The organism is Bacteroides sp. An19, from assembly GCF_002160215.1.
GTDB lineage: Bacteria > Bacteroidota > Bacteroidia > Bacteroidales > Bacteroidaceae > Phocaeicola > Phocaeicola intestinalis.
In genome coordinates, this window is record NZ_NFKD01000011.1 from 20,023 (window position 1) to 42,728 (window position 22,706).

17 protein-coding genes are annotated in these 22,706 nt (G+C 37.4%); all 17 read left to right on the top strand.

Features of this window, described 5'->3' with window-relative positions; all coding sequences use genetic code 11:
- The first annotated feature begins 206 nt into the window (after window positions 1-206).
- The 17 genes from B5F25_RS06795 to B5F25_RS06875 all read left to right on the top strand — a co-directional run bounded on the left by B5F25_RS06795 (window position 207) and on the right by B5F25_RS06875 (window position 22,701).
- Window positions 207-1,511 (top strand): MATE family efflux transporter, encoded by a 1,305-nt coding sequence (locus B5F25_RS06795; RefSeq protein ID WP_087248466.1) that lies wholly within the window; start codon window positions 207-209, stop codon window positions 1,509-1,511.
- Window positions 1,512-2,017: 506 nt separating this feature from the next.
- Complete coding sequence (locus B5F25_RS06800) at window positions 2,018-2,590, top strand: UpxY family transcription antiterminator (RefSeq protein WP_162614366.1); 573 nt, start codon at window positions 2,018-2,020, stop codon at window positions 2,588-2,590.
- Between the two features lie 411 nt (window positions 2,591-3,001).
- Window positions 3,002-3,688, top strand: a complete 687-nt coding sequence (locus tag B5F25_RS06805) for an FHA domain-containing protein (protein WP_087248470.1) — start codon at window positions 3,002-3,004, stop codon at window positions 3,686-3,688.
- A gap of 9 nt (window positions 3,689-3,697) precedes the next feature.
- The gene (locus B5F25_RS06810; RefSeq protein ID WP_087248472.1) at window positions 3,698-5,233 is read left to right on the top strand and encodes a serine/threonine-protein kinase; all 1,536 of its coding nucleotides are present in this window, start codon (window positions 3,698-3,700) and stop codon (window positions 5,231-5,233) included.
- Window positions 5,226-6,218 carry a serine/threonine-protein kinase gene (locus tag B5F25_RS06815; RefSeq protein ID WP_087248474.1) on the top strand — a complete coding sequence of 331 codons (993 nt, stop codon included), beginning with the start codon at window positions 5,226-5,228 and terminating at the stop codon, window positions 6,216-6,218. The genes B5F25_RS06810 and B5F25_RS06815 overlap by 8 nt, the downstream gene beginning before the upstream one ends.
- A gap of 2 nt (window positions 6,219-6,220) precedes the next feature.
- A complete protein-coding gene (locus tag B5F25_RS06820) occupies window positions 6,221-7,135 on the top strand; it encodes a protein phosphatase 2C domain-containing protein (RefSeq protein ID WP_087248476.1) in 915 nt (304 codons plus the stop codon).
- 48 nt (window positions 7,136-7,183) lie between these two features.
- Entirely contained in the window at window positions 7,184-7,732 is a 549-nt protein-coding gene (locus tag B5F25_RS06825) for an FHA domain-containing protein (protein ID WP_087248478.1), read from the top strand.
- 18 nt (window positions 7,733-7,750) lie between these two features.
- Complete coding sequence (locus B5F25_RS06830; RefSeq protein WP_087248480.1) at window positions 7,751-9,271, top strand: FHA domain-containing protein; 1,521 nt, start codon at window positions 7,751-7,753, stop codon at window positions 9,269-9,271.
- Window positions 9,268-10,935: a WG repeat-containing protein gene (locus tag B5F25_RS06835; RefSeq protein WP_087248481.1), complete on the top strand. Its 1,668-nt coding sequence runs from the start codon at window positions 9,268-9,270 to the stop codon at window positions 10,933-10,935. The genes B5F25_RS06830 and B5F25_RS06835 overlap by 4 nt, the downstream gene beginning before the upstream one ends.
- An 18-nt stretch (window positions 10,936-10,953) precedes the next feature.
- Window positions 10,954-11,631, top strand: a complete 678-nt coding sequence (locus B5F25_RS06840) for a porin family protein (protein ID WP_087248483.1) — start codon at window positions 10,954-10,956, stop codon at window positions 11,629-11,631.
- 34 nt (window positions 11,632-11,665) lie between these two features.
- Window positions 11,666-13,543 carry a hypothetical protein gene (locus tag B5F25_RS06845; protein ID WP_087248485.1) on the top strand — a complete coding sequence of 626 codons (1,878 nt, stop codon included), beginning with the start codon at window positions 11,666-11,668 and terminating at the stop codon, window positions 13,541-13,543.
- Between the two features lie 212 nt (window positions 13,544-13,755).
- Entirely contained in the window at window positions 13,756-15,015 is a 1,260-nt protein-coding gene (locus tag B5F25_RS06850; protein WP_140406877.1) for a hypothetical protein, read from the top strand.
- 62 nt (window positions 15,016-15,077) lie between these two features.
- Window positions 15,078-16,604 carry a serine/threonine-protein kinase gene (locus B5F25_RS06855; RefSeq protein ID WP_087248489.1) on the top strand — a complete coding sequence of 509 codons (1,527 nt, stop codon included), beginning with the start codon at window positions 15,078-15,080 and terminating at the stop codon, window positions 16,602-16,604.
- A complete protein-coding gene (locus B5F25_RS06860) occupies window positions 16,591-18,342 on the top strand; it encodes a WG repeat-containing protein (RefSeq protein ID WP_087248491.1) in 1,752 nt (583 codons plus the stop codon). Before B5F25_RS06855 ends, B5F25_RS06860 begins: the two co-directional genes overlap by 14 nt.
- A 19-nt stretch (window positions 18,343-18,361) precedes the next feature.
- A complete protein-coding gene (locus tag B5F25_RS06865; RefSeq protein WP_087248557.1) occupies window positions 18,362-20,605 on the top strand; it encodes an ATP-dependent Clp protease ATP-binding subunit in 2,244 nt (747 codons plus the stop codon).
- A 20-nt stretch (window positions 20,606-20,625) separates the two neighbouring features.
- The gene (locus tag B5F25_RS06870) at window positions 20,626-21,072 is read left to right on the top strand and encodes a hypothetical protein (RefSeq protein WP_087248493.1); all 447 of its coding nucleotides are present in this window, start codon (window positions 20,626-20,628) and stop codon (window positions 21,070-21,072) included.
- Window positions 21,073-21,294: 222 nt separating this feature from the next.
- A complete protein-coding gene (locus tag B5F25_RS06875) occupies window positions 21,295-22,701 on the top strand; it encodes a hypothetical protein (RefSeq protein WP_087248495.1) in 1,407 nt (468 codons plus the stop codon).
- Window positions 22,702-22,706 lie beyond the last annotated feature (5 nt).

A 22,706-nucleotide genomic window follows, 5' to 3' on the forward strand; every position in this document is an offset into this window, starting at 1 on the left:
AAATACCAGTTGTTCAATCCTATGAAATGGCAAGTGTGCATATAGCTGCGCTTAACGGATAGCATTTCAGTCATAGCTATTCAGCAACGGACAGGCTTATAACAGGTTTGTCCTTTCTTGTTTTGCCATTATTCCAAATTTATAATTATGCGATGTGTCATGCCGCTACGTGCAGCAGGACTTGTCGCATCATATCAAGTTGAACAATGAACTATACATATAAGCATATTTGGCTCATCGCTTTTCCTGTAATGATGAGCATCCTTATCGAGCAACTTATCAATATTACCGATGCCTTATTCTTGGGGCACGTAGGCGATGTAGAACTTGGGGCATCCGCACTTGCCGGAATCTGGTATCTGGCTATCTATATGCTCGGCTTCGGGTTCAGTTTAGGGCTACAGGTAGTAATCGCCCGCCGTAACGGAGAACAACGGTATGAAGAAACAGGAAAAACGTTCTTTCAAGGACTGTTTTTCTTGCTGATGCTAGCGGCATTCCTTTGCCTGTTGTCTCAAATACTTTCTCCAGTTCTGCTGAAACATCTGATAACTTCAGACGATGTCTACAACGCAACTGTGTGTTATCTGAATTGGCGTATTTGGGGATTGTTATTCTCTTTCCCACTCCTAGCCTTACGTTCGTTTTTAGTAGGCATTACGCAGACAAAAGCCTTGAACATGGCGGCTTTCACAGCCGTACTGGTGAATATTCCGATGAATTGGCTCCTGATATTCGGATTCGATATGGGCATATCAGGAGCAGCCATAGCTTCTTCGTTTGCCGAAATGTGTTCGCTGGTAGTATTGACAATATATCTGTTCCGGCATATTGATGAAAAAGTATATGGCTTACGCTGGCACATTGAGATAAAGATATTAAAAGAAATATTTTCTATCTCGGTATGGAGCATGCTCCAATTCTTTGTCAGTGTAGCCATTTGGTTTCTGTTCTTCTTGGCTATCGAGCATTTGGGAGAAACAGAATTGGCTGTATCGAATATTGTAAGAAGTGTTTCAGCCCTGTTTTCCGTTATCGTCAATGCGCTGGCTGGTGTTACCAGTTCTTTGGTGAGCAACCTGATTGGAGCAGGTGAAAAGGGAAAAATCTTCCCGCTTTGTCACAAAATTATCCGTTTAGGATACGTGGCAGGTATCCCATTGATTGTTCTTGCCTTGGTCTTTCACCAACACATCATCGGGGCTTACACAGAAAATCCGGTTATCGTACAAGTTGCATGGTTGCCGTTTATGGTTATGCTGCTGAATTACTTCCTTGCACTTCCCGGCTATGTTTATCTGAACGCAGCGACAGGAACAGGAGCAACGCGGACTGTATTTGTCTTTCAACTGACAACAACCATTGTTTATCTGTTTTGCTTATGGGGATTAAGCCATCGTAATGTTCCGTTAGCAGCTTATTGGGCAGTGGAATACCTGTTCGTGCTTGGGCTTGGGGTGCAGTCTGTCATTTATCTTAGAGCCTGTCGTCTAAATTTTCCAATAAAGTAATATTCTATCAGGTCCTTTTTCGTTTGTTTCCGACCTGTTTTCCCGATTTTTTCCTCAGATAGCCCGCTATCCTCCTCATAAAATCAGAAAAACATCCTCGAAAACAATTCGAAAAATTAACCTGAGCAAAATTTAAACGAACTCTTATTATTCTTTGGTGTCTATATAAATATGTAAAAGTAACACAATGATATATGATGTATATATTTTTAATTAGTTTTTGATAAGTTCTTTATACATAACGAGATAGATATGTAAAAAATGCAGATTTACACACTTTTGTCTCTGTGTAGGCTTATATGAAAATAGATATGATATAAAATAATTTGTTTTTCAATATTATATGCTATCAGATGATTTATATTTGTAATAATTAGGTGTGTTGTTTAGCAGGAATCGATTATTTTAGTGTAAAATGTTTTTAGATTATCTATATTTTACATACATTTGCGAGTGTCAATCTATTTCTTTCGGATAAATTGACGAAAGTTTAAATGCGAAAAGCAATGGAGATATGTGGTCAAATTCATTCGGTTTCGCCTGTCGGAAATGTGACAGACGAAAGCGAAGCATGTCCAAAGCATTGGTTTGTCGCTCTGGTTCAGATGAATTGTGAAAAGACAGCGAATAAAAAACTGCAGTTGTTAAATTTTGAGACTTTTCTTCCCATACAAATAGAAATGCATCAATGGAGTGACCGCAGGAAAAAAGTGGAGCGTGTGGTGATTCCTATGATGATTTTCGTTAAATTGACAACTAAAGAATTGGAGAAAGTTCGTAACTTGTCGTTTATATATCGTTTCTTGACGGCTCCTGGTGAGCATAAACCTGCTATTATACCAGATGAACAGATTGAACAATTCAAGTTTATGTTGGGAAATGCAGATTCTGAAATCACGATGGAGCCTTTGACTATTCGGAAAGGAGATAAAGTTAGGGTGAGACGCGGGTCGTTAAGAGGATTAGTCGGCTATGCATCTGTTGACTCTGATGGAAATTCCAAGATAATGATTGTGATAGATTGTTTGGGATGTGCCAGCGTGTCCATTTCAGCAAAAGATTTAGAGCATGTAAAATGATTTTAAAATTATCTTCATTTTATTTAGCCCCCTTTTCTTGTCATCATGAAACTTTCTAACAATGAAAGAAGAATCAATGTTTTCACTTACGATCAAGCAGACCATGTGAGAAATAAATCCCATTGGAAATATAGAATTGCAACTGGAGTAAAAAAATAGTGATTAATGATTACATTCCTGCAAATGAATATAAGTGAAATGACCATAAAAAGAAATCAATTAAAATTCTATTGCTTCTAAATAAAATAGCCGACTTGGTGTTTGAAGTCGGAGAAAAAAAATGGAGAAATAATCTGTAATTTTTTAGAACTTTCATGATAAGTCATGTTTTATTGGGAAGAATAAATCCTGCATTAGGAATTTGGAAATGTAAAAAAATAAGAGTGATATAAAACTGTATATAAATAAATTATGAGCAGCAATAAAACTATTATTCCGGGAATGGAAGATGCATATACGGATTTACCGCAAAATCATCGCCAATCAGAACCTAAGCCACATGACGGCACTTTTGTCCCCAATCCATTTGGGACAGTGCCCAATAATGTTCCTAATCAGAAACCAGTTGTCGGTTTTCTGTATTCTATTTCAAGAACAAGTGCCGGTGAATATTGGCCGCTTCACATAGGTTCAAACAGTATCGGACGTTCTGCAGATTGTGATATTTGCTTAAGTGAAGCAACCGTATCAGATCAACATGCAGTACTGGTTGTAAGGCAAATGAAAAATCCAGAAAAAATCATTGCCTCTATTTGTGATGCCCGTTCAACTTGTGGGACAATGATAAATGGTGAGAGTCTGGGATTTGATCAAAGAGAATGTTTTAATGGTGATATTATTACTATAGGTGAACATTATGATTTGTTTTTTATCTTAATTGATGCCAAACAAATTGGTTTGAACGTTTGTCGTGAGTTTATGTCAACACAGGCCTCCAACAACACTCCCATAAATACCAATCCTTATGCAGCACCGGCCTTTAATCGTTATACTCAAGGATATGATGAGGGAAATGCTGTTTCCCAAGGTGGAACAGTCGGATTGGATGAATCAGGGAATAAGCCTGTCACGAAACCTGGTGGAACTATATTTATGTAGCAATCTCCGATGCAAATCAGAAGATTACAGGGACAAACCGAGAAACAGAAAGGCATATATTACGAATATGATGCCGATTCCCCTCCGCTAGGAGAGGGGGGAATGGGAGTTGTATATCGTGGCTTTTGTGTAGATGAAAAAAGCGGTGTGCGAACAGAAGTCGCGATAAAAGCATTGCATGACAATCTTCCTGAAGAAGTTTATGCCAGGGCTGAGCGTGAAGCTTCCATTCAATTTCGGCATGACAATCTTGTAGAGATGTTAGGGCTAATAAGTGTCTTTGAAAAAAATCGTTGGGGCGAAGTAATCTATCATCATTATGTCATTAGTGAATTCCTGCATGGTATGGAGTTGTCTGATTTATTAGTCGGGCATTTTGACAATGTAACGGATCAGGATAATGATTTCGCTCGTAACCTGTATAGAAACTACGTAAAAGACAAGGAAAATACATCCATATATATCATTAAGAATATTTTGTCAGGAGTGTTGGCATTGCATGATAAGGGGTATATTCATCGTGACATTGATCCAAGCAATATAATGGTGACCAACAATGGCTGCATAAAATTGATAGATTTCGGTATTGCAAAGAATCTGAATGCTTTAGGTTCTAAAGACAAGTTAATGACAGCAGCGGGAAAATTCATAGGGAAAGCAGAATATGCTTCGCCGGAGTTAGTATTGGGTGATGTCAAAAGCCAGAATTATACGACAGATATCTATGCTTTAGGTATTCTTTTTTACAGGCTTTTAGTAGGAGAGTTGCCTTTTACGGGCAGTCAATACGAGGTTTTGCAGGAACAGCTTAAGCGTAAAGTCCCTGTAAAAAATATAGAAAATAAAGCATTGGCGAAAATCATTCGGAAGGCAACAGAAAAAAAACAAACGAATCGGTATCATTCCATTGCTGAGTTCCGAGTTGCAATTGATATGGCAGAAAAATGTCCTTCGAAAAACAATCTTTGGAAATATGCTGTAGCCATAGTATTGGTCGTAGGCGTGGGTTGTGGTACGTGGTTTTACTTTGCACATAATGCCGAAAGCACAAACGCAATTCTTTCAGAACCGACACTATCTGAACGCTATAAAAAAGCTTTGTCATTATTAGATTCTAATATGGAAAATTCTGTTAAATTAGGGTTTAAGCAAATGCAGGAATTGGCTAATGAAAACTATGATAGTGCAAGAGTTGAAGTAGGAATTACTTATTTTTCAGGAACTAAGAGTGATATGCTCCTTCAAAGAAGGAAGCATTTAAATTTGAGCAACGATATTGATAAATTTGAGCTCAATAAAGTTATAGAATACTTGTCTAAAATACAAGACACATCAGTTTTAACTCCTGAAATGTATTATATATTAGGAGCCGCCTATTACACAGTCGATGCAGAGAATAATATATTGAAAGCTTTAAATTCTTTTGAAAGAGCTTTAAGGCTATTGGAACAAAAAGTAAACTCTCGGCACGGATATGATAACGAAGAACTTCAGAAAGTCTTAACGGAGAATATAGAATTGTTAAAATCCATCAAGTATGAATAATAACACTGTTCAGCAAGTATACCAACGTGAAGGGGATCCGCATATTTATCTACAGGTCTCGGGGCAGTGGTATTACTATGATCCGAACTCTACCCCATTAGGCAATGGTGCAATGGGAACAGTTTATTTAGGATTTAGTTGCAACTCCAATCAAAGAGTTGCAATAAAAAGGGTCAAGGATATATATGCCAACAATAAAATGATTAGAGAAAGGGCAAAACAAGAAGCCTCCTTGTCTTTTTCCCATCCGAATCTGGTGCAGATGATAGGTCTATGTGAATATAATCCTGATTATGGACCTATATTTATTTTAAGCGGTTATGTAGCTGGAATAACCTTAGAAACCCATGTCCGGGAACAGTTAAATGCTTTACCCCCGGCAGATAGAATAGAAAAGATTTCTAATGAAATTTGTAATGTGTTGGATGCATTGCAATATCTTCATTCCAGAGGGGTGGTACATCGGGATGTAAAACCATCTAATGTGATGATAGAAAATGGTTCAACAGTAAAACTTATGGATTTAGGAATAGCCAGGATGAGTGGAGGAAATAAATATTCATCTTTTGGTTTTATCGGAACCCCACAATATGCTGCTCCTGAACAGATTTTGCGAGATTCTGCCGATACGGAAATCAATGCGCAAACAGATATTTATTCTACAGGAATCACGTTCTATGAATTGTTAACAGGACATAATCCTTTTAAGACAAATATAGAGGCCGAGATTTTATCCAGACAAATATCCATGAAGTTGCCGTATGACAAAAAAATCCCGAGAAGATTATATAATGTTATATTAAAAGCAACAGAAAAATCCCCATCAAAACGCTTTAAATCTGCACTTGAGTTCAAATTAGCAATAAAGGAAGCTCTTCAAGGGGAAAGTAATCCGATCAAGGAAATGTTTGAAGAACACAAGAAACTGATAATAAGCATAGCTGTATTGTTGTTTGTTCTTTTAATTATCTTATTTATAATATAATTATGGTCACACCAATTGAAATAAATGGAGAAATATTAGGTTTTATCGATTCCCGAATAGGAGGAAGAAAAGAAAATCAGGATTCAGCCGGTATAAAAAAAACGACACTCGGATATCTGATAGTAGTATGCGATGGTATGGGGGGTATGCAGGGTGGTAGTGTTGCATCTCAGCTTGCTGTCCAGAAGATTCTTGAGACCATGGCTTCAGCAGATAAACAGGCTAACCCTTCTATGACGTTGATTAAAGCCATCAGAAATGCGAATATGGCCATTATTGAGGAGGGTAAAAACACTCCGGAACTTCAAGGTATGGGGACAACAGTAACAGCACTCCTTCTGACACCCCGTTCTGCTATTGCAGCTTATGTGGGGGACAGCCGGATATATCAATTGAGGAAAGGGAAAAAAATTTTCAGAACGTTTGATCACTCAATGGTATTTGAGATGGTCAAGAAAAAAGTCATATCCGAAGAACAAGCCAGACTGTCTGCACAATCTAATGTTATATTAAAAGCACTCGGAATAGAAACAGATATGGAAGTTGAGACAATTGAGCTTCCTTACCGAAAAGGGGATCGGTTCGTTCTTTGTACAGATGGTTTTTGGGGAGCCATGCCGGAAGATGAATTTATTAAACATTTATCCGAAAAGAAATCCATTGACAAAATACTTGATTCCACGGCAAATGTTATAGAAAGCATAGGGAGGAACAGCGGAACTGAATATGACAACTTGACTGCAGCCATATTGGAGATGAATGGCAATTCAACTTTAAAGAAGAAGATGAAAAAGTCTACTAAAATCTTATTGGTTATTTTGTCTTTATTGCTGATAGGAGGGGTTGTGTTCAATATCCTTATGCAACACGGTGACTATTCTTTTTGGGAAAGGATTTGCAACATGATTAACAGATAAAGGAAGAATATCCTTTTATGGGAAATAAGCCAAATAGAAATATAGGAAATGAAAAAGATATATACAATAGGTAGGGATGAAGGATGTGATATTGTAATACCGGACAACACCGACATTATCAGTAGGCTACATGCAACCATTAGGGTTGAGTCGAATGGCAAGATATTCTTGACAGACCAAAGTCGGAACGGTACTTATGTCAACGGAATGAAAATGTCCTCCAATGTAGAGATACCCGTATCGCGTAAGGATGTTGTATCATTTGCGCATATCTATAATTTGGATTGGTCATTGATCCCTTTTCAAAAGAAAAATACACTTCGAACAATGCTAGTAGTAGTTATGTCGTTAGCTGTTTTAACTGGTATTGCTTTAGGAACAAAATATCTCTATGATAATAACCGGCAGGTGGCGCCAGTGGAGCCTCAACCAATAGCAGAACCACCAACAGTCATTCCGGAACCTGAACCTGATACGGTAATTGTCAGAGACACTGTAGTTGTGAAGCCAGAAGCCCCCGTTCCACCTAAGCAGGAAAATAAAGACACGATTAAAGCGAACAAAACAAAAGAAGAAATTTACGATCCTATATACTAAATAAAAACATATATACGCATGAAGCTGATTGTAATAGGAAGTGGGAATAATTCTCATATAAGATTAAATAGCCAATTTGTTAGTGGTTATCATGCCGAATTGCTGTTGCTTGACAATGGAGAAATCCTGTTGACAGATAAAGGAAGCAGGAATGGTACTTATCTTAATGACCATAGGCTGCAACCGGATAAAGAGGTTCCAGTAAAAAGGGGTGATGTTATCCGCTTTGCTGATCAAATATTGGATTGGAATAAAATACCTGCCCTTCCCATGCCAGACATGTCTAAAATTAAAGAGATGAGAGGGATTGGAACGAATTTCAGAAACAAATATCAATTACAAGGGGATAAAGTCAGCCGTTTCCACGCAACACTCAAATTAATGAGCGACAAGAAATGGTATATACAAGACCATAGTAAAAACGGGACAACAGTGAACGGGCGGGCAATCCCTCCCAATCAAGATGTGAAATTAAAAAAAGGGGATAAGATATTATGTGCTGGGGTATCGGTTCCAAATCCATATGGTGAAGGGAAAACTGTCAATTATAAAAAAATCTTTTCCGTTTTGTTCATTGTGCTCCTATTATGTGGCGGCATATATGGAATTTATCGCCTGATTGGCAATAATTGGGATAATAAACCTACAGCATTGTCTTATTCTGGCAAGCACATGTCAGATGAAGAAATTTATACCAAGTATAAAAATTCGACTGTGTTATTATTGGGATTTTATTATTACAAAGTTTCTGCCGGTAATTTGGATTTGGAGAAATTGGGACTGCCTACTGAAGTCGTTTGGGCGAATGGAACAATTCAAAAGGTTGATGGAGGGCGTTCTAAAATGAATAGCTTTACTGGAACAGGATTCTTTGTTTCAGAGGACGGTAAGATTGTAACCAATTTACATATCACTAGACCTTGGTTGTTTGATAAGGAATTGTCTATGATATCAGATAAATACAAAATGCTTATCGCTACTGTCGCATCCGAGAATCCTGCACTTAATGCTTTTACTTCTCAAATTAAGGTAGAGGGAGTGCTTTCTTATATTGGTATGGTACCTAACGGCTCCTATTTTAGCGTGGAAAACTTAAAGCAATGTCGGGAATTGGTCGGGCATGACAATATAGAAAAAGATGTCGCCATACTGCAATTGGAATCCAAAAGGTTACCTGATGAAAACATCTGCATAGTAGACTTGAATCAAGCTGTTATTGATGATTCGGAAATAAGGGTCGGATCACATATATACACGATGGGATTTCCTTTCGGTTTAAGTCTTCAAGACTTGAAGTCATCTAAAGGAGTACAACTCCTTGCAAATGGTGGAAGCATCACACAAGAATGCACCAGATATTCCTTTGGATTTAATGCCCCATCATACGGAGGTGCAAGCGGATCTCCTATATTCAATGACAAAGGCCAATTGGTTGGGGTATTGAACTCTGGAGTGAGCAAAAGTCAAGGTTTCAACTATGCCATAAAAGCAATTCATGCGAAAGAATTATTAACCCAATCAATGGAGGATAATAATTGAAAGCTTTTATTCTATTTGTAATAGTGTTGTTATTCCCTGCTGCCAGTGGTATGGCTCAAAGTATGGAATGGTTGTGTCGTCCTGGAAGTTTTTCCGGAATACAATACATGGGGCATGATTTATTTAAAGTACAATCAGAGGGGAAATGGGGGATAATATCCGCTGTTGACGGGAAAGAAGTGTTGGAAGTCAAATATGATAGTATAACTTCTTACGTTGAAAATAGAGCCTTGGTTTTGGATAAAACGGGACGTAGGATATTGAGTATTATAGACCAAAACGGGGAAATTTTGCGTAGTTTTGCAGATAAACCCATATATGCGACAGCCTATCCTTATTATAAAGAAGGGCTGTTAGGGTATAAAGACGAATCCGGCTTATGTGGTTATCTAAATAATCAAGGTAATATTTCGATTAAAGCCCGCTTCTATTTAGCTGCACCGTTTCAAAACGGCATTGCAACTGTTCAATATGCCGATGGAGATGGATATTATGGCCTTATCAACAAGTCTGGTGGCTCTGCTATTATATCGGATACAAAATACAAGTTCTTAAGTTCTTTGGTTGATGGACGACTATTGGCTGTAACTTCATCTATAAGAGGAGGTGACTTGTTGAGAATCATGAAGCTGGATGGAAACAAGTTAGATGGTGTTAAAAAGCTTGAAAGCAGAATGTTCGTTGACCTGTCTGATGATTTTACATATTTGGCAAGCCAAAACGGGCATCATTACTACATTGACAATCAGTGGCGTATATCAGGGGCAAATTATAATTTTGACCTGCCTTATAAAATAAATGATACGCCATTGTTCATTACCGAAAGTTCTGAGTTGCTCAGCAAGCAAGAGACGCAGGATGGAATTCAAATAACATACTTAGGAAAACCTATATTGGAGCATTCGTTTAATTCTGTAGAAACGTATGAGAAAAAGTATGCAATAGTCGGTGCAAAAAATAAAACAATAGGTATTCTCAAATTGAATCCTTCAGCCGGCATTGAACTGGTTGCTCCTACTCAAGTTATTGTCTTCCATCATAATCCGCTATCAAGCAATTTGACAGGGAATTTGGACGAAATGGAGCCTCAACAATATGTGGAAGTTGAAGTGGACATGAAAGATGTGAATCCTTTACGCTTGAAATGCTATATCAACGAAGACGGCTACTTGCGTTATGCCCCATTAAAACGACACGGAGAAGTTTGGAAATTGCATCTGCCCTATTTTCAGTCCGATACGAAATTTGATAATGTAACAACCCGACAAGTGGATATTGCAGTAACTTATGATGGTTTGGAATGGATGCATCGCTTGATAACCTTGTCTTCAAAACACGAAGAAGGGTATGATGTTAGTGTAACGGGTGGAAATTCAACTGATGAAAAAGGTAATGCTTTGCTTAATATCGTAATAGAATCGAAGGTCGGAAAGTCTAATGTTACTACTCAGGTTAAAGTATCAGGGGGCGAGGAATATAGTTTTGCACCTGGGGAAAAAATGGCAATCTCTATACCCGTTTATATCCCTGAAGGGGAAAGTAGAACGTTTACATATAATATAACTATATCAGAAGAAGGTTGCCCTACGATAAAGAAAGAAATCAGCAAGATGGTTACTCATCCAAAACGGGAAAGGGAAAAGAAAAAAATCACTATTATATAACCATTTAATAATTATTTTATGAGAAAGAAATTGTTCATCTTAGCTGTCAGTGCCTTTCTTGCATTGAGCAATGTCATGGCTCAGGTCAAAATAGACAGGGGGTATGGCAATCCCAAAACTGAAACAGATGGGAGATTGGTAACAAAACGTCATGGCTCTGCTTTGGCTATAAAGTATGGTGTAAAAGCTGGAGTCAATCTTTCGAATATAAGCAATGATATGACGTTTGACCCTGGTTTCTCTATGGGAACAGGATTTCAAATTGGTGCTTTGATGAATTTCCACTGGGGGCAACGGACGGCAAGCAGTCTGCCTGGGACGGGACTGTGGGGACTGCAACCGGAAGTGTTATACTCATATCAGGCGATAAAAAGTGACGGTGGTGATATCAAACTCAATTATATAAAAATCCCAGTAATGCTGAAAGTATATCCGTTGTCTGCGCTTAGTATCGAGGTGGGACCGGAGTTCTCTTATCTGTTGTCATCTTCCCCTGATTTTTTAAAGTTGAGTGATGCCAATGTGAAAGTAGGCGACTGTAAAGGTTTTAATTGGGGTATAGGAGTAGGTGCTGCATACGAGTTTGATTTCGGTTTTATGGTTGGTGCAAGATACTCAATCGGTCTTACCGATTTAGGGGAGAATTTGAAATGGAAAAACAACAACATTCAAGTCACGGTAGGCTGGCTGTTCTAATCCGATTTATTAACGTTATAACATAGGAATATATATGAAAAAGATAATAGCAGGTCTTCTTGCAATAGTGGCAGTATTTGTCTCATGTACAGATCAAGAAGAAATTGAGATTAATTATAAATCAGAAATTGGTATAACTGCAGCTCACATATTTGATGACTATGAACAATTTCAGGCTGGGGATTTTGATATGAACAAAGATGGATGGAAACTTAATTTGTTAGCTTTAGTTTATAATGAAAATGGTCAGCTTGTAGATAAAGCAGAGAAGCTGTGTAATAACTTATCTGAATCTTTGAATTATGCACCATATTTGGCACTTGGTAATTATACTGTAGTTTGTATAGCTGATTTTAGAGATGGTCTCGGTGGCACTGGATACAAATTTTGGAATATAGAAAATGAATCTAATATTCAAGATTTATCGATAACAGAAAACAGCAGTTATTTTCCTGTCGTATTTGAAACTCTCGGCATAGATGTACAAAAAATCGAAATAACAAATACATCTAAGGCTATTACTGCTGATATCAAACCTGTAACAAGTTTGGTACATGTTTATATGAGCGACAAAGACTATTCTGGATGGGGTATTGATGGTTATAGTAGATTCTCTGTTTTGACCGACGGCTACTTTATTAAAGCGCTTAAAGCTAAAAATAATGTAAGATTTGAAAATGGGAATTTTTCTTTTAACTATAGTGAACAGTTATCTAATTATAATTTGGCAATATCAGAAGTACTAACGAAATGGACTGATAAAAAAGCTCCAACAAGTTATCTTTATCGTGCATTACTTCCGGAAGAAAGCAAAGGATTCAGTTTCCATATACAAAAAAGAGAATTACCCCCAGAGTATTACGATACATTTATTAAATTTTGTGGTGAGTTTGATACAGAGGGTACAAGTGAAATCTTGCCGGAAATTTCATCAAATAAGCAATATGTAGTTAATATGATTCTTGATGCGATGCAACTTGTTGTAATGGAATATCCCGCCGACTATAATCATGAAAGATACACAGAGCAGTTTGTAGCTGACTACAACAACCAGCTAATGGAGGATATGGTTAATACTAAGTATGAAAATATACTTGGAGAAAATGAAGACTATGCAAACGTGTTCTTAGATATGGAACCATATGATCACAATACATTATCTAATCTATATGTTTCTTACTATCCACGCTCAAAGGCTAATCATTATGAACAATTTGTAACAACAGCATATTTAAATCCGGATTTTAGCAGTTGTTGTCAAATTCAACTACTTCTTCCGACTTTATCAGATGAATCTTTTGATTATCTTAAAGGTCTCCTATCTGAGAAATTCCAAGCTGAAGAAGAAGGCAAATATGGTCCGAACAATTCTACATACATTGAGTTAGGAAAATCTGAAGAGGATTCAAAATTCCGTGTTGCATTAGAAAGGAGATATAATGAAGATGAAGATCAATATACTTATTTCTTGAGTTATAATCTTCGTTCAAAATTTTATCCTCAAGAAGAAAATTTGTGGATAGACTTTACCACTCTGTTTGGCTCTGATAAAAATACGGTAAGATCAGCAATGGAAGATTACGGCTGTAACTATAGCTTCTCTGACAATTCTTATTCTGCAAATGGAAGTGATTATTACTACATCGAGAATAATGATTATGCAGATATTGTAGGATTCGTATTTAATACAGATAACCAAGTCTCTGAATATTGGGTTTACTATAAACCTATTAAAATTAGTGATATCCGTGACTATTTGTCAAGGATATACACTGCGGCAGAAAATGAGAGTAATGAATTTGCGCATGTGTTCTATAATGGCAATAGAGATTTGAAAGTCGTGCTTGACACAATAAATGGTGCTGTTATTTACACTAAGTTGGATATGAAACAGCATGAAACGCCTGTCTAATCCAATCAATAAAGTCAAATGAATATTCGCAAGTTACAGAGACTATTACTACTCAAAACGAAGGTATACTTACTTTGCCCACTTAGTATATTTCCGAATGGAGTTGAAGTTATCTCCGCATGCTATTGAAGTATATATTCATTTTCAGAGGGTATGAACTTGCTTTTACGAGCATTCACATAAAATCATAATGTTGCATATAATAGATTGCTATGAAGCTTAGAAATAAATACTTCTATATGTTAATCATGTTTTATGTTAGTGCAAATGCATTTGCACAAAACATCGAACAGATTTACATGAAGAACGGCTCCATTATAAAGGGATATATTGCTGAACAAATCCCCGGAAAACAAATAACGCTTCAAACTGAAGAAGCTACTATCGTTGTAAATAGTGATTCGCTTCTGAATAGAATAACCGAAAGGATTCCATCAGAATCATTATCTCAAGAATGGAAAGAATGGGCGGAACAAAATGATAAGTACGTAAAAAGCACAAGTGGTAAATCGTTGGAATTAACGACTTTGGAGTTTAAGAATAGTACATTCCACAGGGTTTTTTTATTGGAAAAAGGTTCGTTAATTAAATTTCTAGATCTTGGGCGAAGCCAATATACATTTGCTTGGGGGGATATGTATCGCAGTGTGAAAAACAGACGACCAGAGAATCTCTTTTCAGGTGTCAAAGAAATAGTGGTACTTGATGATGGTACTGAGATTACCGGGCAAATCATAGAACAATTTCCAGGACGAAATTTGAAAATACTGACCGATGATGAAGAGGTATTGTCTTTCAAATTCAGCCAAGTGCAACAAATTCGAACGGAAAAGCTAAGTGATAAGTTGGATTTATGGTCACAAATACAGTTGCTTGACCAAATTCAGGTTAAAGAAGAACATGGTCCTTTAGTGGGTTTTATTTCCTCGAGGACTTCAGGTAAAGAACTTGTTTTCAACTTTGAAGACGGCAGCAAGCGTACGATACCACTCAATAAAATTGTATCGTATGCTAAAATTCCCAACGAGAGCTATGTAGCTGTATATGATAAAATTTTGAAAGAAGGCGAAATCCTTCTCAATGGAAAACCTGCATATTTTGTACAACTTAACCCCGTTGGCTCATATCTTGTGTTAACTTCAGTTGTATCTGCACAAGCAACGGTGGGTGATACCATTTGTGTAGAAGCCAATTTGGGAAATGTAGACAATGTAATAACTTTGGTAAAGGCTCATGTTGAAAATGTAACAGTTCCAAACGGCAAAAAGAAACGGATTGTCTCTCTGCCAGTTATCACTTATCAAGATTTGGTGCAATCACCCATTGGAATTAATCGCGAAGTTACTCCATTAAGCAACATCAAAATTACATTTCCCTTAAACGAAACCGGTGACTATGTATTATATATTCAAGGAAAAGAAGACTATATAGTGATTAATGTCATAAATAAAAACGGCAATAGTAAGAATTAAGCCATTAGGCAATTATTTTGTAGGTAGTTGATGCTTATTTAGCTAAAATTTGAAGACATATTATGGCAATAAGAAAATTGCAAGGACAGAAAGAACGTAACGAAGGTGTTTATTATGAATTCGACACGGATGCTGACATTTTAGGTGAAGGCGGAATGGGGCGTGTCTATCTTGGCAAAAGAATTGACAGCAATGGAGGTGTAACTCCAGTAGCTATCAAAGCGATGTTTGAAGGACTTCCAGATCTTGTGATTGAACGAGCCAGACGGGAAGCTTCCATACAACTGCACAATGAGAGCCTCGTCCTTATGTATGCTTTTATAGAAACCCAGGATAAAGACATGCTTGGTGCTGACGTCACTCATTATCATGTTATCAGTGAATATCTGGATGGCATAAGTTTGGCGAATTTAATTGTTGGTAATTTAGAGGATAGACACGGTGTGGTGCACCCCAGTATAGAAAAACTTTATGAAGAATACATTGATAATCGGGAGCAGAAATCCACAGAGATTATAAAGAAAGTTTTGGCAGGAGTAATGGCTTTGCATGATGTGGGCTACATCCACAGAGATATAGACCCAACGAACATCATGGTAACTACAGACGGGAAAATCAAACTCATCGATTTCGGTGTAGCCAAGCAGTTGGTTCGGCTTAATACGGCAGATAAAGGATTAACTTCTTCCGGACAATTTTTAGGAAAAGCAGGGTATGCAGCCCCCGAATTGATTCTTGGAGATATCCGGCATCAGAATTTTTCTACAGATGTATATGCGATAGGTATTCTATATTTTCAGCTATTAACAGGGCATCTACCTTTTAAAGGCACTTCTTATGATATGATGGAAGCCCAGTTACAGAAAACGATACCATTGAAAGCCATCCAATCTTATCAAATCAGAACTGTCATTAAAAAGGCCACTGCTAAAAAGCAATCGGAACGTTATACGACATCGGCTCAATTTAGAGCTGCAATTGATGCTTTTGTCTTTCCCGAGCCATGGTACAGAAACAAAACGATACTAACAAGTGGTATTGCAGTATTGGCAGCAGCCGTATGTGGGTGTATTGTTTATTGGTCATTAGCCTCTTCTGCCTCTGAACCTACTCCGGAAGAATTATACCAAAGTTATTTAACCGAACTAAACAGTTCGGAGCCAGAAAAGACATCACAAGGCTTTGACGGCATGTTGAATTTAGCGGAAAAGGGTTACATGCCTGCAATGTACCAAGTCGCTTATACGTATGTGTGGGCGCCAAAGGATAGTTTGTCTTTATTGCGCAAAAAGAATTTAGGACTTATTACAGATTCATTGGGACTTCTGATTGAAAATGCAAAGAACGAAGAAGCAATGACTTGGTTGAAAAAGGCTATTCAAGCGTCAGATTCGACCAACTATCAGGCCATGTCTTGGTTAGCGCAATATTATCTGAATGGGATGGTTGTCAATCGTGACATTGAGGTCGCAGTTAAACTGCTAAATAAGAGCAAAAATGAGGCTATAAAGAATCAAGACAAAGAGTACATAGAAAAAATAAATAAAGTCTTATCACGCATTAAAAAAATAAAGCATGAAAATGAATAAGAAAATGTTAGCTTGGGTCATAATGGCATGTTTGAGTTTATCTGTGCAAGCACAAATAGCCAAGTGGTTGGTACGCCCTAATTATGACTTTATAGAAATGATGGATTATGGTTTATTGAAAGTTGCTTCAAATGGTAAAATCGGCTTGTTGAATAAAGAAGGGAAGGAGATTCTTCCATTGGAATTTGACAGCATTACTGCATTTAAAGAAGAAAGGGCTTTGCTTTTCAAGTACGGGAAACTGTATGGTATAACAGATCCTTATGGGCAGATCTTTTCTATAGAAGGAAAAGAATATAAATTACCTGACGGAGTAAACCGTTTTTATTCTGGGTTGTTGTTGGTTAGGCAGAACAATCAATATTTCTATCTCAATACTGAAGGCATACAAGTTTTCGGTCCGTTTGCTGAAGCGTATCCATTTTTTGATGGTCATGCTTTGGTGAAGTCTTACGCAGATTATCCTAAGAATCCGAATGAGACATATTGTGATTTTATCAATACAGAAGGTATTCCTTTTGTATTGCAAGATGAAGATAAAAAAGATATTAGTTTTATGTCTTCATTTCATAATGGAAGGGCAATCATAGCAATTAAAAAGAAATTCTATACCATCGATTCAGAAACCTACGAACTGACTCCTATTTCGATAGATAGCACATTCAACAAAAAATCATTGGTTGTTTCTCCTGCAAAAGAAATTCCAATAATAAAAGGAGACGAGGGTTATTTAGTTGGTGCAAAGAACGGCAAGTTCATTTTTGATCAATTTATGCGATTAAAATATATGGAGCTTTTGGGAAACGAGCCGGTAATCAGTGAATTTCCACTGGAGTCAGAGCGTACTTATACGAGTGTATTTAAAAAGTTATCCAAGGATAACCGTTATGGGCTGGTTTTTAAAGGGAAAGAGCTTCTTCCTCCTCAATTTGACGAGATTCTTCATTTGGAGGATGATTTGGCTATAGTGAAGTCTGACGGCAAATGTGGGGTGATAACCGTAGACTCGGATAACAATTTCTTGTTTAAGTTGAATAACAATGAAAACATTGGTTTTAATCATCAATATTATGATGCTAAGCTGACAACTTTGATGCCTCCTTATATTAAATGCACATCAGCAACAGTGGCAAGCCATTCAGAGGATTGTGAAATACAAATAGAATCCCGTACGGAAAATGAAAATGTCGAAGGGAATACATTGACCTATAATTGCCGTTTATCTATACCCAAAGATTTGACCGATACATTGACTGCACACGATTATTTTTATTCGTTACGTTACGATGGACTACTTTCTGTACCTCATAAAGTCACGATATCTGAGTGGTATGTAAAATACTACGAAGTGAATTTATCCAATACCAATTTCTCTATATCTTCAGCCAATGATACAATTTCAGTTGAATTTGATCTGATAAAAACTGATGTAGCAAGAAATGATGAAAGCAATTATTTCAAGAATGTGGAAGTTGTCGCTTCAAATTTTTCGGAGCAGCCTATCTTGAATAAAATAACAGAAAACCATTATATCTTTCAGTTGTTTGGCATAGACCAAGAACGTATCAATTTCTCTGTTCGGATTACGGAAATTGGTTGTCCAACCATTGAGTATCCATTTGAAATGGTATTTGTTAAGCCAAAGCCACGAGAGAGGAACAAAAAAACAACAGTGACTATCACTCCTATACAAAAGAAAACGACTCCGGTTGCAAAGGAAATTATTTTGCTGGATTAATGAATTAATGAATACAAATATGTTGAATAACTTTAGTGATAGTACCTTAGAAGTCTTCCAAATTGCGGAAGCCTACGCTAAGGAAAACATGAATGCGGCAATAGAACCGGCTCATATCCTGAAGGCATTGCTTCATAAAGATGTGGGGTTAGTCTCATTCATTGAAAAAAGCTTGAATGCGGATTACTACTATATTCTTGATTGGGCAGACATGCGGATTAAGATGTCCAAAAAGAATTATGATTCTTCTCCGCAAAAGGGTCTTTCTCCACTTTCAAAAGCTGTCGTTAATGAGGCTGACAGTGTCCGAGTGGCATTGAAAAAAGAATCTATTGATCCGGTTTCATTACTGATAGCTATTGTAACTCCTGGGGTTGGTTTCACATTTGAACAACTTAAGACACTTCCGCTTCAGAAAGAAGATATTATGGCTGTTTGCGGAAACTTTGGAGAGGGTCAAACAAACGCAGCGAACAATTCTACAACTCGAACTAAAAACAATGGAAATAAGAATGTAGCAACATATTGCATTTGGAAAAACCAAGAACAGATAGAAGGAAAGCTTCCTGAAGCTGTAGGTTTTGAAAAAGAACTGAATGAAATATTCGGCATTCTCGGAAGAAAAACAAAAGCCAATATTCTTATCACAGGAGAATCCGGTGTGGGCAAAACCACCCTAATCCACGCACTTGTACAAGCTATAGTAGCAGGAAGAGTACCTACCTTTCTTCAGAATGCACAAGTTTACGAACTTGATACAATCGCTCTATCTATCGGGGTTTCTTATAAGAGCGAGATTGAAAGCCGAATGAAAAAAATCTTGGATGAATTGTCTGATATGGATAATGCCATCCTAGTCATCGAATCGTTCGACCAATTAATGGACAAGCAAGGAGCGTTGAATGGAACCATAAACTTACTGAAAGCTTCGTTAAATCAAGGATTGCTGTGTGTCTGCACTTCTTCTATCGAGGGATTTACAAAAAATATAGAAACAGATAAAGAGATTACCGGAAAGTTTGAGCGGATTATCCTAGAAGAACCATCTATCGAAAGTACTGAAATCATACTTCAGACTGTAATAAAGTCATTTGAAGAATTCCACAAGTTAAAGGCTTCTGATGATTTATTGATAAATGCCATTCGACTTGCCAAAAGATACTTCAGCGAGAAACACTTGCCTGAATCGGCAATTGACTTGATCGACCGTACCATGGCTTTATTGAAAATAAAAAATGATTTACATCCCAATGAACGGAAAGAAATCGTAGGTGTAGAACATTTGAAAGAAGTCGTATCTCAGAAAACCGGTATACCCTTAGGCGATGTGCAAGCTGCCGAACGCGAGCGGCTTGTCAATGCTGAGGAAATTTTAAAGAAGCGTGTAGTCGGACAGGATCATGCCATTAAAGCCGTATTGGATTCTATCTATGAATCCCGTTCCGGTTTGAATAAGAAAGGGCAGCCTATTGGTAGTTTCTTTTTCTTAGGACCGACGGGTACAGGGAAGACTGAGTTAGCAAAATCGTTGGCGGAATTTCTCTTTCAAGATGAAACCGCAATTTTGCGTTTCGATATGTCTGAATACAAAGAGGAACATTCAGTAGCGTTACTTTATGGGGCACCTCCGGGTTATGTCGGTTATGAGGAAGGTGGTCTTTTAGTGAATCAAATCCGACAAAAGCCCTATTCGATAGTTTTGTTTGATGAGATAGAAAAGGCACATCGTTCCGTATTTGATTTGTTTTTGCAAATTTTAGATGAGGGGAAATTGCATGACAGATTGGGAAGAGTTGGCGATTTTTCCAATGCTTTGATCATATTTACATCTAATATTGGGAGCCAGTATATTTTTGAACAATTTGAAAAAGGTTTAGTACCGACCCATAATGATATGCTTGAAGTAATGCAGGGATATTTCCGTCCTGAATTTTTAGCTCGTCTAACAGAAATAGTTCCCTTTGCGCCTATCAACGAAAAGATTGTGACTGTGATATTCAACATTCATTTAAAAGGATTATTGAAAACATTAAGTGAGCAGAATATCACTCTTCAGGTAGACGAAAAAGCAATTCATAAGATTGCTATAAATGGATTTAATGCTCAATATGGAGCAAGACCGATTCTAGGCATTCTTCGTAAAGACATCCGTCGTCCCTTGTCGAAAATGATTATTTCCGGCGAACTGCGAGAGGGTGATCATGTTACACTTGCTTTGGACGAAAGGAATGAATTGAAATGGGAAATTATACATCATGAATAATTATTTAAACATGCAATAATATGGCAAAGAAAACCGTAATTTCAAAAGTCCTCGATGCGGAGGCGGTAGATGGGATTATTGAGTTTCCTCAAAACAAGACCCTCTATGTGGATCAGTTTACTGATATGGCACCTGTTAAACCGGGTGATGTGTTCCAGCCGGAAACAATGGAAGATGTGTTTAACCATTACCAACCGGAAAAACGCAATGTGCAAATGTTGGATTTGGAAGGACGTCCGGTTAAAGAAAACTTCAAGTTTAATGCCCTTAAAGATTTTGATGACAAGGAACTTATCAAACAAAGCGCTTATCTAAGTCAGCAAAAAGCGACAATTGATTCTTTTAAAACTATTGAACAACAAATGATTAAAAATAAAGTGCTTAGACGTGCTTTTGAGAACGAGGAGAGCAGAAAGCACCTTATTACTGCTTTGCAGTCTTTGTTGGCTGAACTGGAAAAGAATTAATTATACTATGGCAGTATGGATTTGTGTGTTTTGTCCCAATCCCCCTCAAACGAACATAAGTGATAGACCAGACTTACTTATGTGAAACGTCCGAGTTACTTATGTGAAACACCCAAGTCACTTATGTTCATCAAAATGCATGCTTGAGTCATCACATGGTTTACAATATGCACATTTTAATGCCGCTTAAAATAAAAGTCTAACTCAATAAATTCAAATAATATGCCAGAAGAATTAAAATTACAGCCTCAAGCAGCCAATACCATAACAACAGCAGAAAGTGCTTATTTGGATGAGGTGAAGAAAATTGAAAATCCGGCTGAACGTCTGAAAGAAAGCTTGGAAGGACTGGAAGATTATGGAGATTTCGACCTTTTGGAGACAATGGCTGACGGACTTGAGAATATGAATCCGGAAAGCAGGGCCGCTAAAAAGATATTTTTGCAAGACAGTGAATTCGCAGAGCAACGTAAACGTCTTAAAACAGACTTGCTTATGTGGTTGAGTATCTTGGATAGCGATGCAACCACAGCTTCAGAAGCAGTGGACAAATGTCAGGAGGCTGCCAAAGCCGCAGAGAAGAATCTTCTTCAAAATTTAGGGAGCGTGCATGAGCAGACACGTAAACTGGAGATTGCATACCGTTCGCTTGGAGAGTTTTTTGCTAATTCCGGCCAATCCAAATTGAAATGTTTAAACCTTATCAATGTAGATAAAGAAGATTTAGGAGATCCAGATGGTCGTGTATTTGCAGCTGTCCGCGATGAGCTAAATAGAAGTTTTGACCGGTTATCCCTCAAGGAAAATTATTCCTTGTTAGTCAGTCCCGGTTATCTTGGAAGTAAACAGATTGTAAATATGTGGGGACAAATGGCATACCGCAACAAAGTAATGTTGGTTACAGACTATGCAGATTCTCCTACATTGAAACTGCTTAATAAAGGATTGGACAAAGCAAACTTAAGTGACACCGATGCATACTTGGCCAACGTCATTATGGCTTGTAATTACATCCTTGGACGTAAGAAATCAGATGAGGCAAATGATGAAGAAGAAGATTTGTTCTTGCCGCCTTCTGCAGCAATTGCCGGGCGCATGAGCAATACGGATGAAACCCCTATTTCACAAGGTATCGCCGGGAAAAAGTATGGCACAATAGACATGGCAAAAGGGACACGTCTCGATTTGTTAAAATCTGAATTGACTGCTTTAATAGACAAAGGAGTAGTTCCTATGACGTTTGAAGAGAACCGTGTAATGGCTTTTTCAAACCGTTCTCTTTATAATGGTGCTACTATTGGTTTGCAGGAATATCCGATTGTACGGGTTTTCGATTGGATAGGCAAAGTGTTTTCTAATTTCTTTAATGACGAGGCTTTTAAAAATTGGAACGGTAAATTGGCACAAGAAATCCGTGAGCAGGTTATTGATTTCTTGGAAGATTACAAGGGACCTGGCAAACTTATAGAAGGGTACTCGAATCCCAAAATCGTTCGTAACGAGAAAACAAAAGATATTGAAATTGAGATTGAGTTAAAACCATTCTTTGCAGCTAAGAATTTCTACATTAAGTTGACCGGACATAATGGGGATAATGGCGTAACAGAATGGACAAATGAAATCAAATAATTTAT

Excerpts from the sequence above, each read along its gene's own strand:
- B5F25_RS06800 (WP_162614366.1), top strand. The coding sequence starts at position 2,018 with ATGGAGATATGTGGTCAAATTCATTCGGTTTCGCCTGTCGGAAATGTG.
- B5F25_RS06810 (WP_087248472.1), top strand. The coding sequence starts at position 3,698 with ATGCAAATCAGAAGATTACAGGGACAAACCGAGAAACAGAAAGGCATA.
- B5F25_RS06865 (WP_087248557.1), top strand. The coding sequence starts at position 18,362 with ATGTTGAATAACTTTAGTGATAGTACCTTAGAAGTCTTCCAAATTGCG.
- B5F25_RS06860 (WP_087248491.1), top strand. The coding sequence starts at position 16,591 with ATGAAAATGAATAAGAAAATGTTAGCTTGGGTCATAATGGCATGTTTG.
- B5F25_RS06820 (WP_087248476.1), top strand. The coding sequence starts at position 6,221 with ATGGTCACACCAATTGAAATAAATGGAGAAATATTAGGTTTTATCGAT.
- B5F25_RS06825 (WP_087248478.1), top strand. The coding sequence starts at position 7,184 with ATGAAAAAGATATATACAATAGGTAGGGATGAAGGATGTGATATTGTA.
- B5F25_RS06855 (WP_087248489.1), top strand. The coding sequence starts at position 15,078 with ATGGCAATAAGAAAATTGCAAGGACAGAAAGAACGTAACGAAGGTGTT.
- B5F25_RS06830 (WP_087248480.1), top strand. The coding sequence starts at position 7,751 with ATGAAGCTGATTGTAATAGGAAGTGGGAATAATTCTCATATAAGATTA.
- B5F25_RS06795 (WP_087248466.1), top strand. The coding sequence starts at position 207 with ATGAACTATACATATAAGCATATTTGGCTCATCGCTTTTCCTGTAATG.
- B5F25_RS06815 (WP_087248474.1), top strand. The coding sequence starts at position 5,226 with ATGAATAATAACACTGTTCAGCAAGTATACCAACGTGAAGGGGATCCG.
- B5F25_RS06875 (WP_087248495.1), top strand. The coding sequence starts at position 21,295 with ATGCCAGAAGAATTAAAATTACAGCCTCAAGCAGCCAATACCATAACA.
- B5F25_RS06850 (WP_140406877.1), top strand. The coding sequence starts at position 13,756 with ATGAAGCTTAGAAATAAATACTTCTATATGTTAATCATGTTTTATGTT.
- B5F25_RS06870 (WP_087248493.1), top strand. The coding sequence starts at position 20,626 with ATGGCAAAGAAAACCGTAATTTCAAAAGTCCTCGATGCGGAGGCGGTA.
- B5F25_RS06805 (WP_087248470.1), top strand. The coding sequence starts at position 3,002 with ATGAGCAGCAATAAAACTATTATTCCGGGAATGGAAGATGCATATACG.
- B5F25_RS06845 (WP_087248485.1), top strand. The coding sequence starts at position 11,666 with ATGAAAAAGATAATAGCAGGTCTTCTTGCAATAGTGGCAGTATTTGTC.
- B5F25_RS06840 (WP_087248483.1), top strand. The coding sequence starts at position 10,954 with ATGAGAAAGAAATTGTTCATCTTAGCTGTCAGTGCCTTTCTTGCATTG.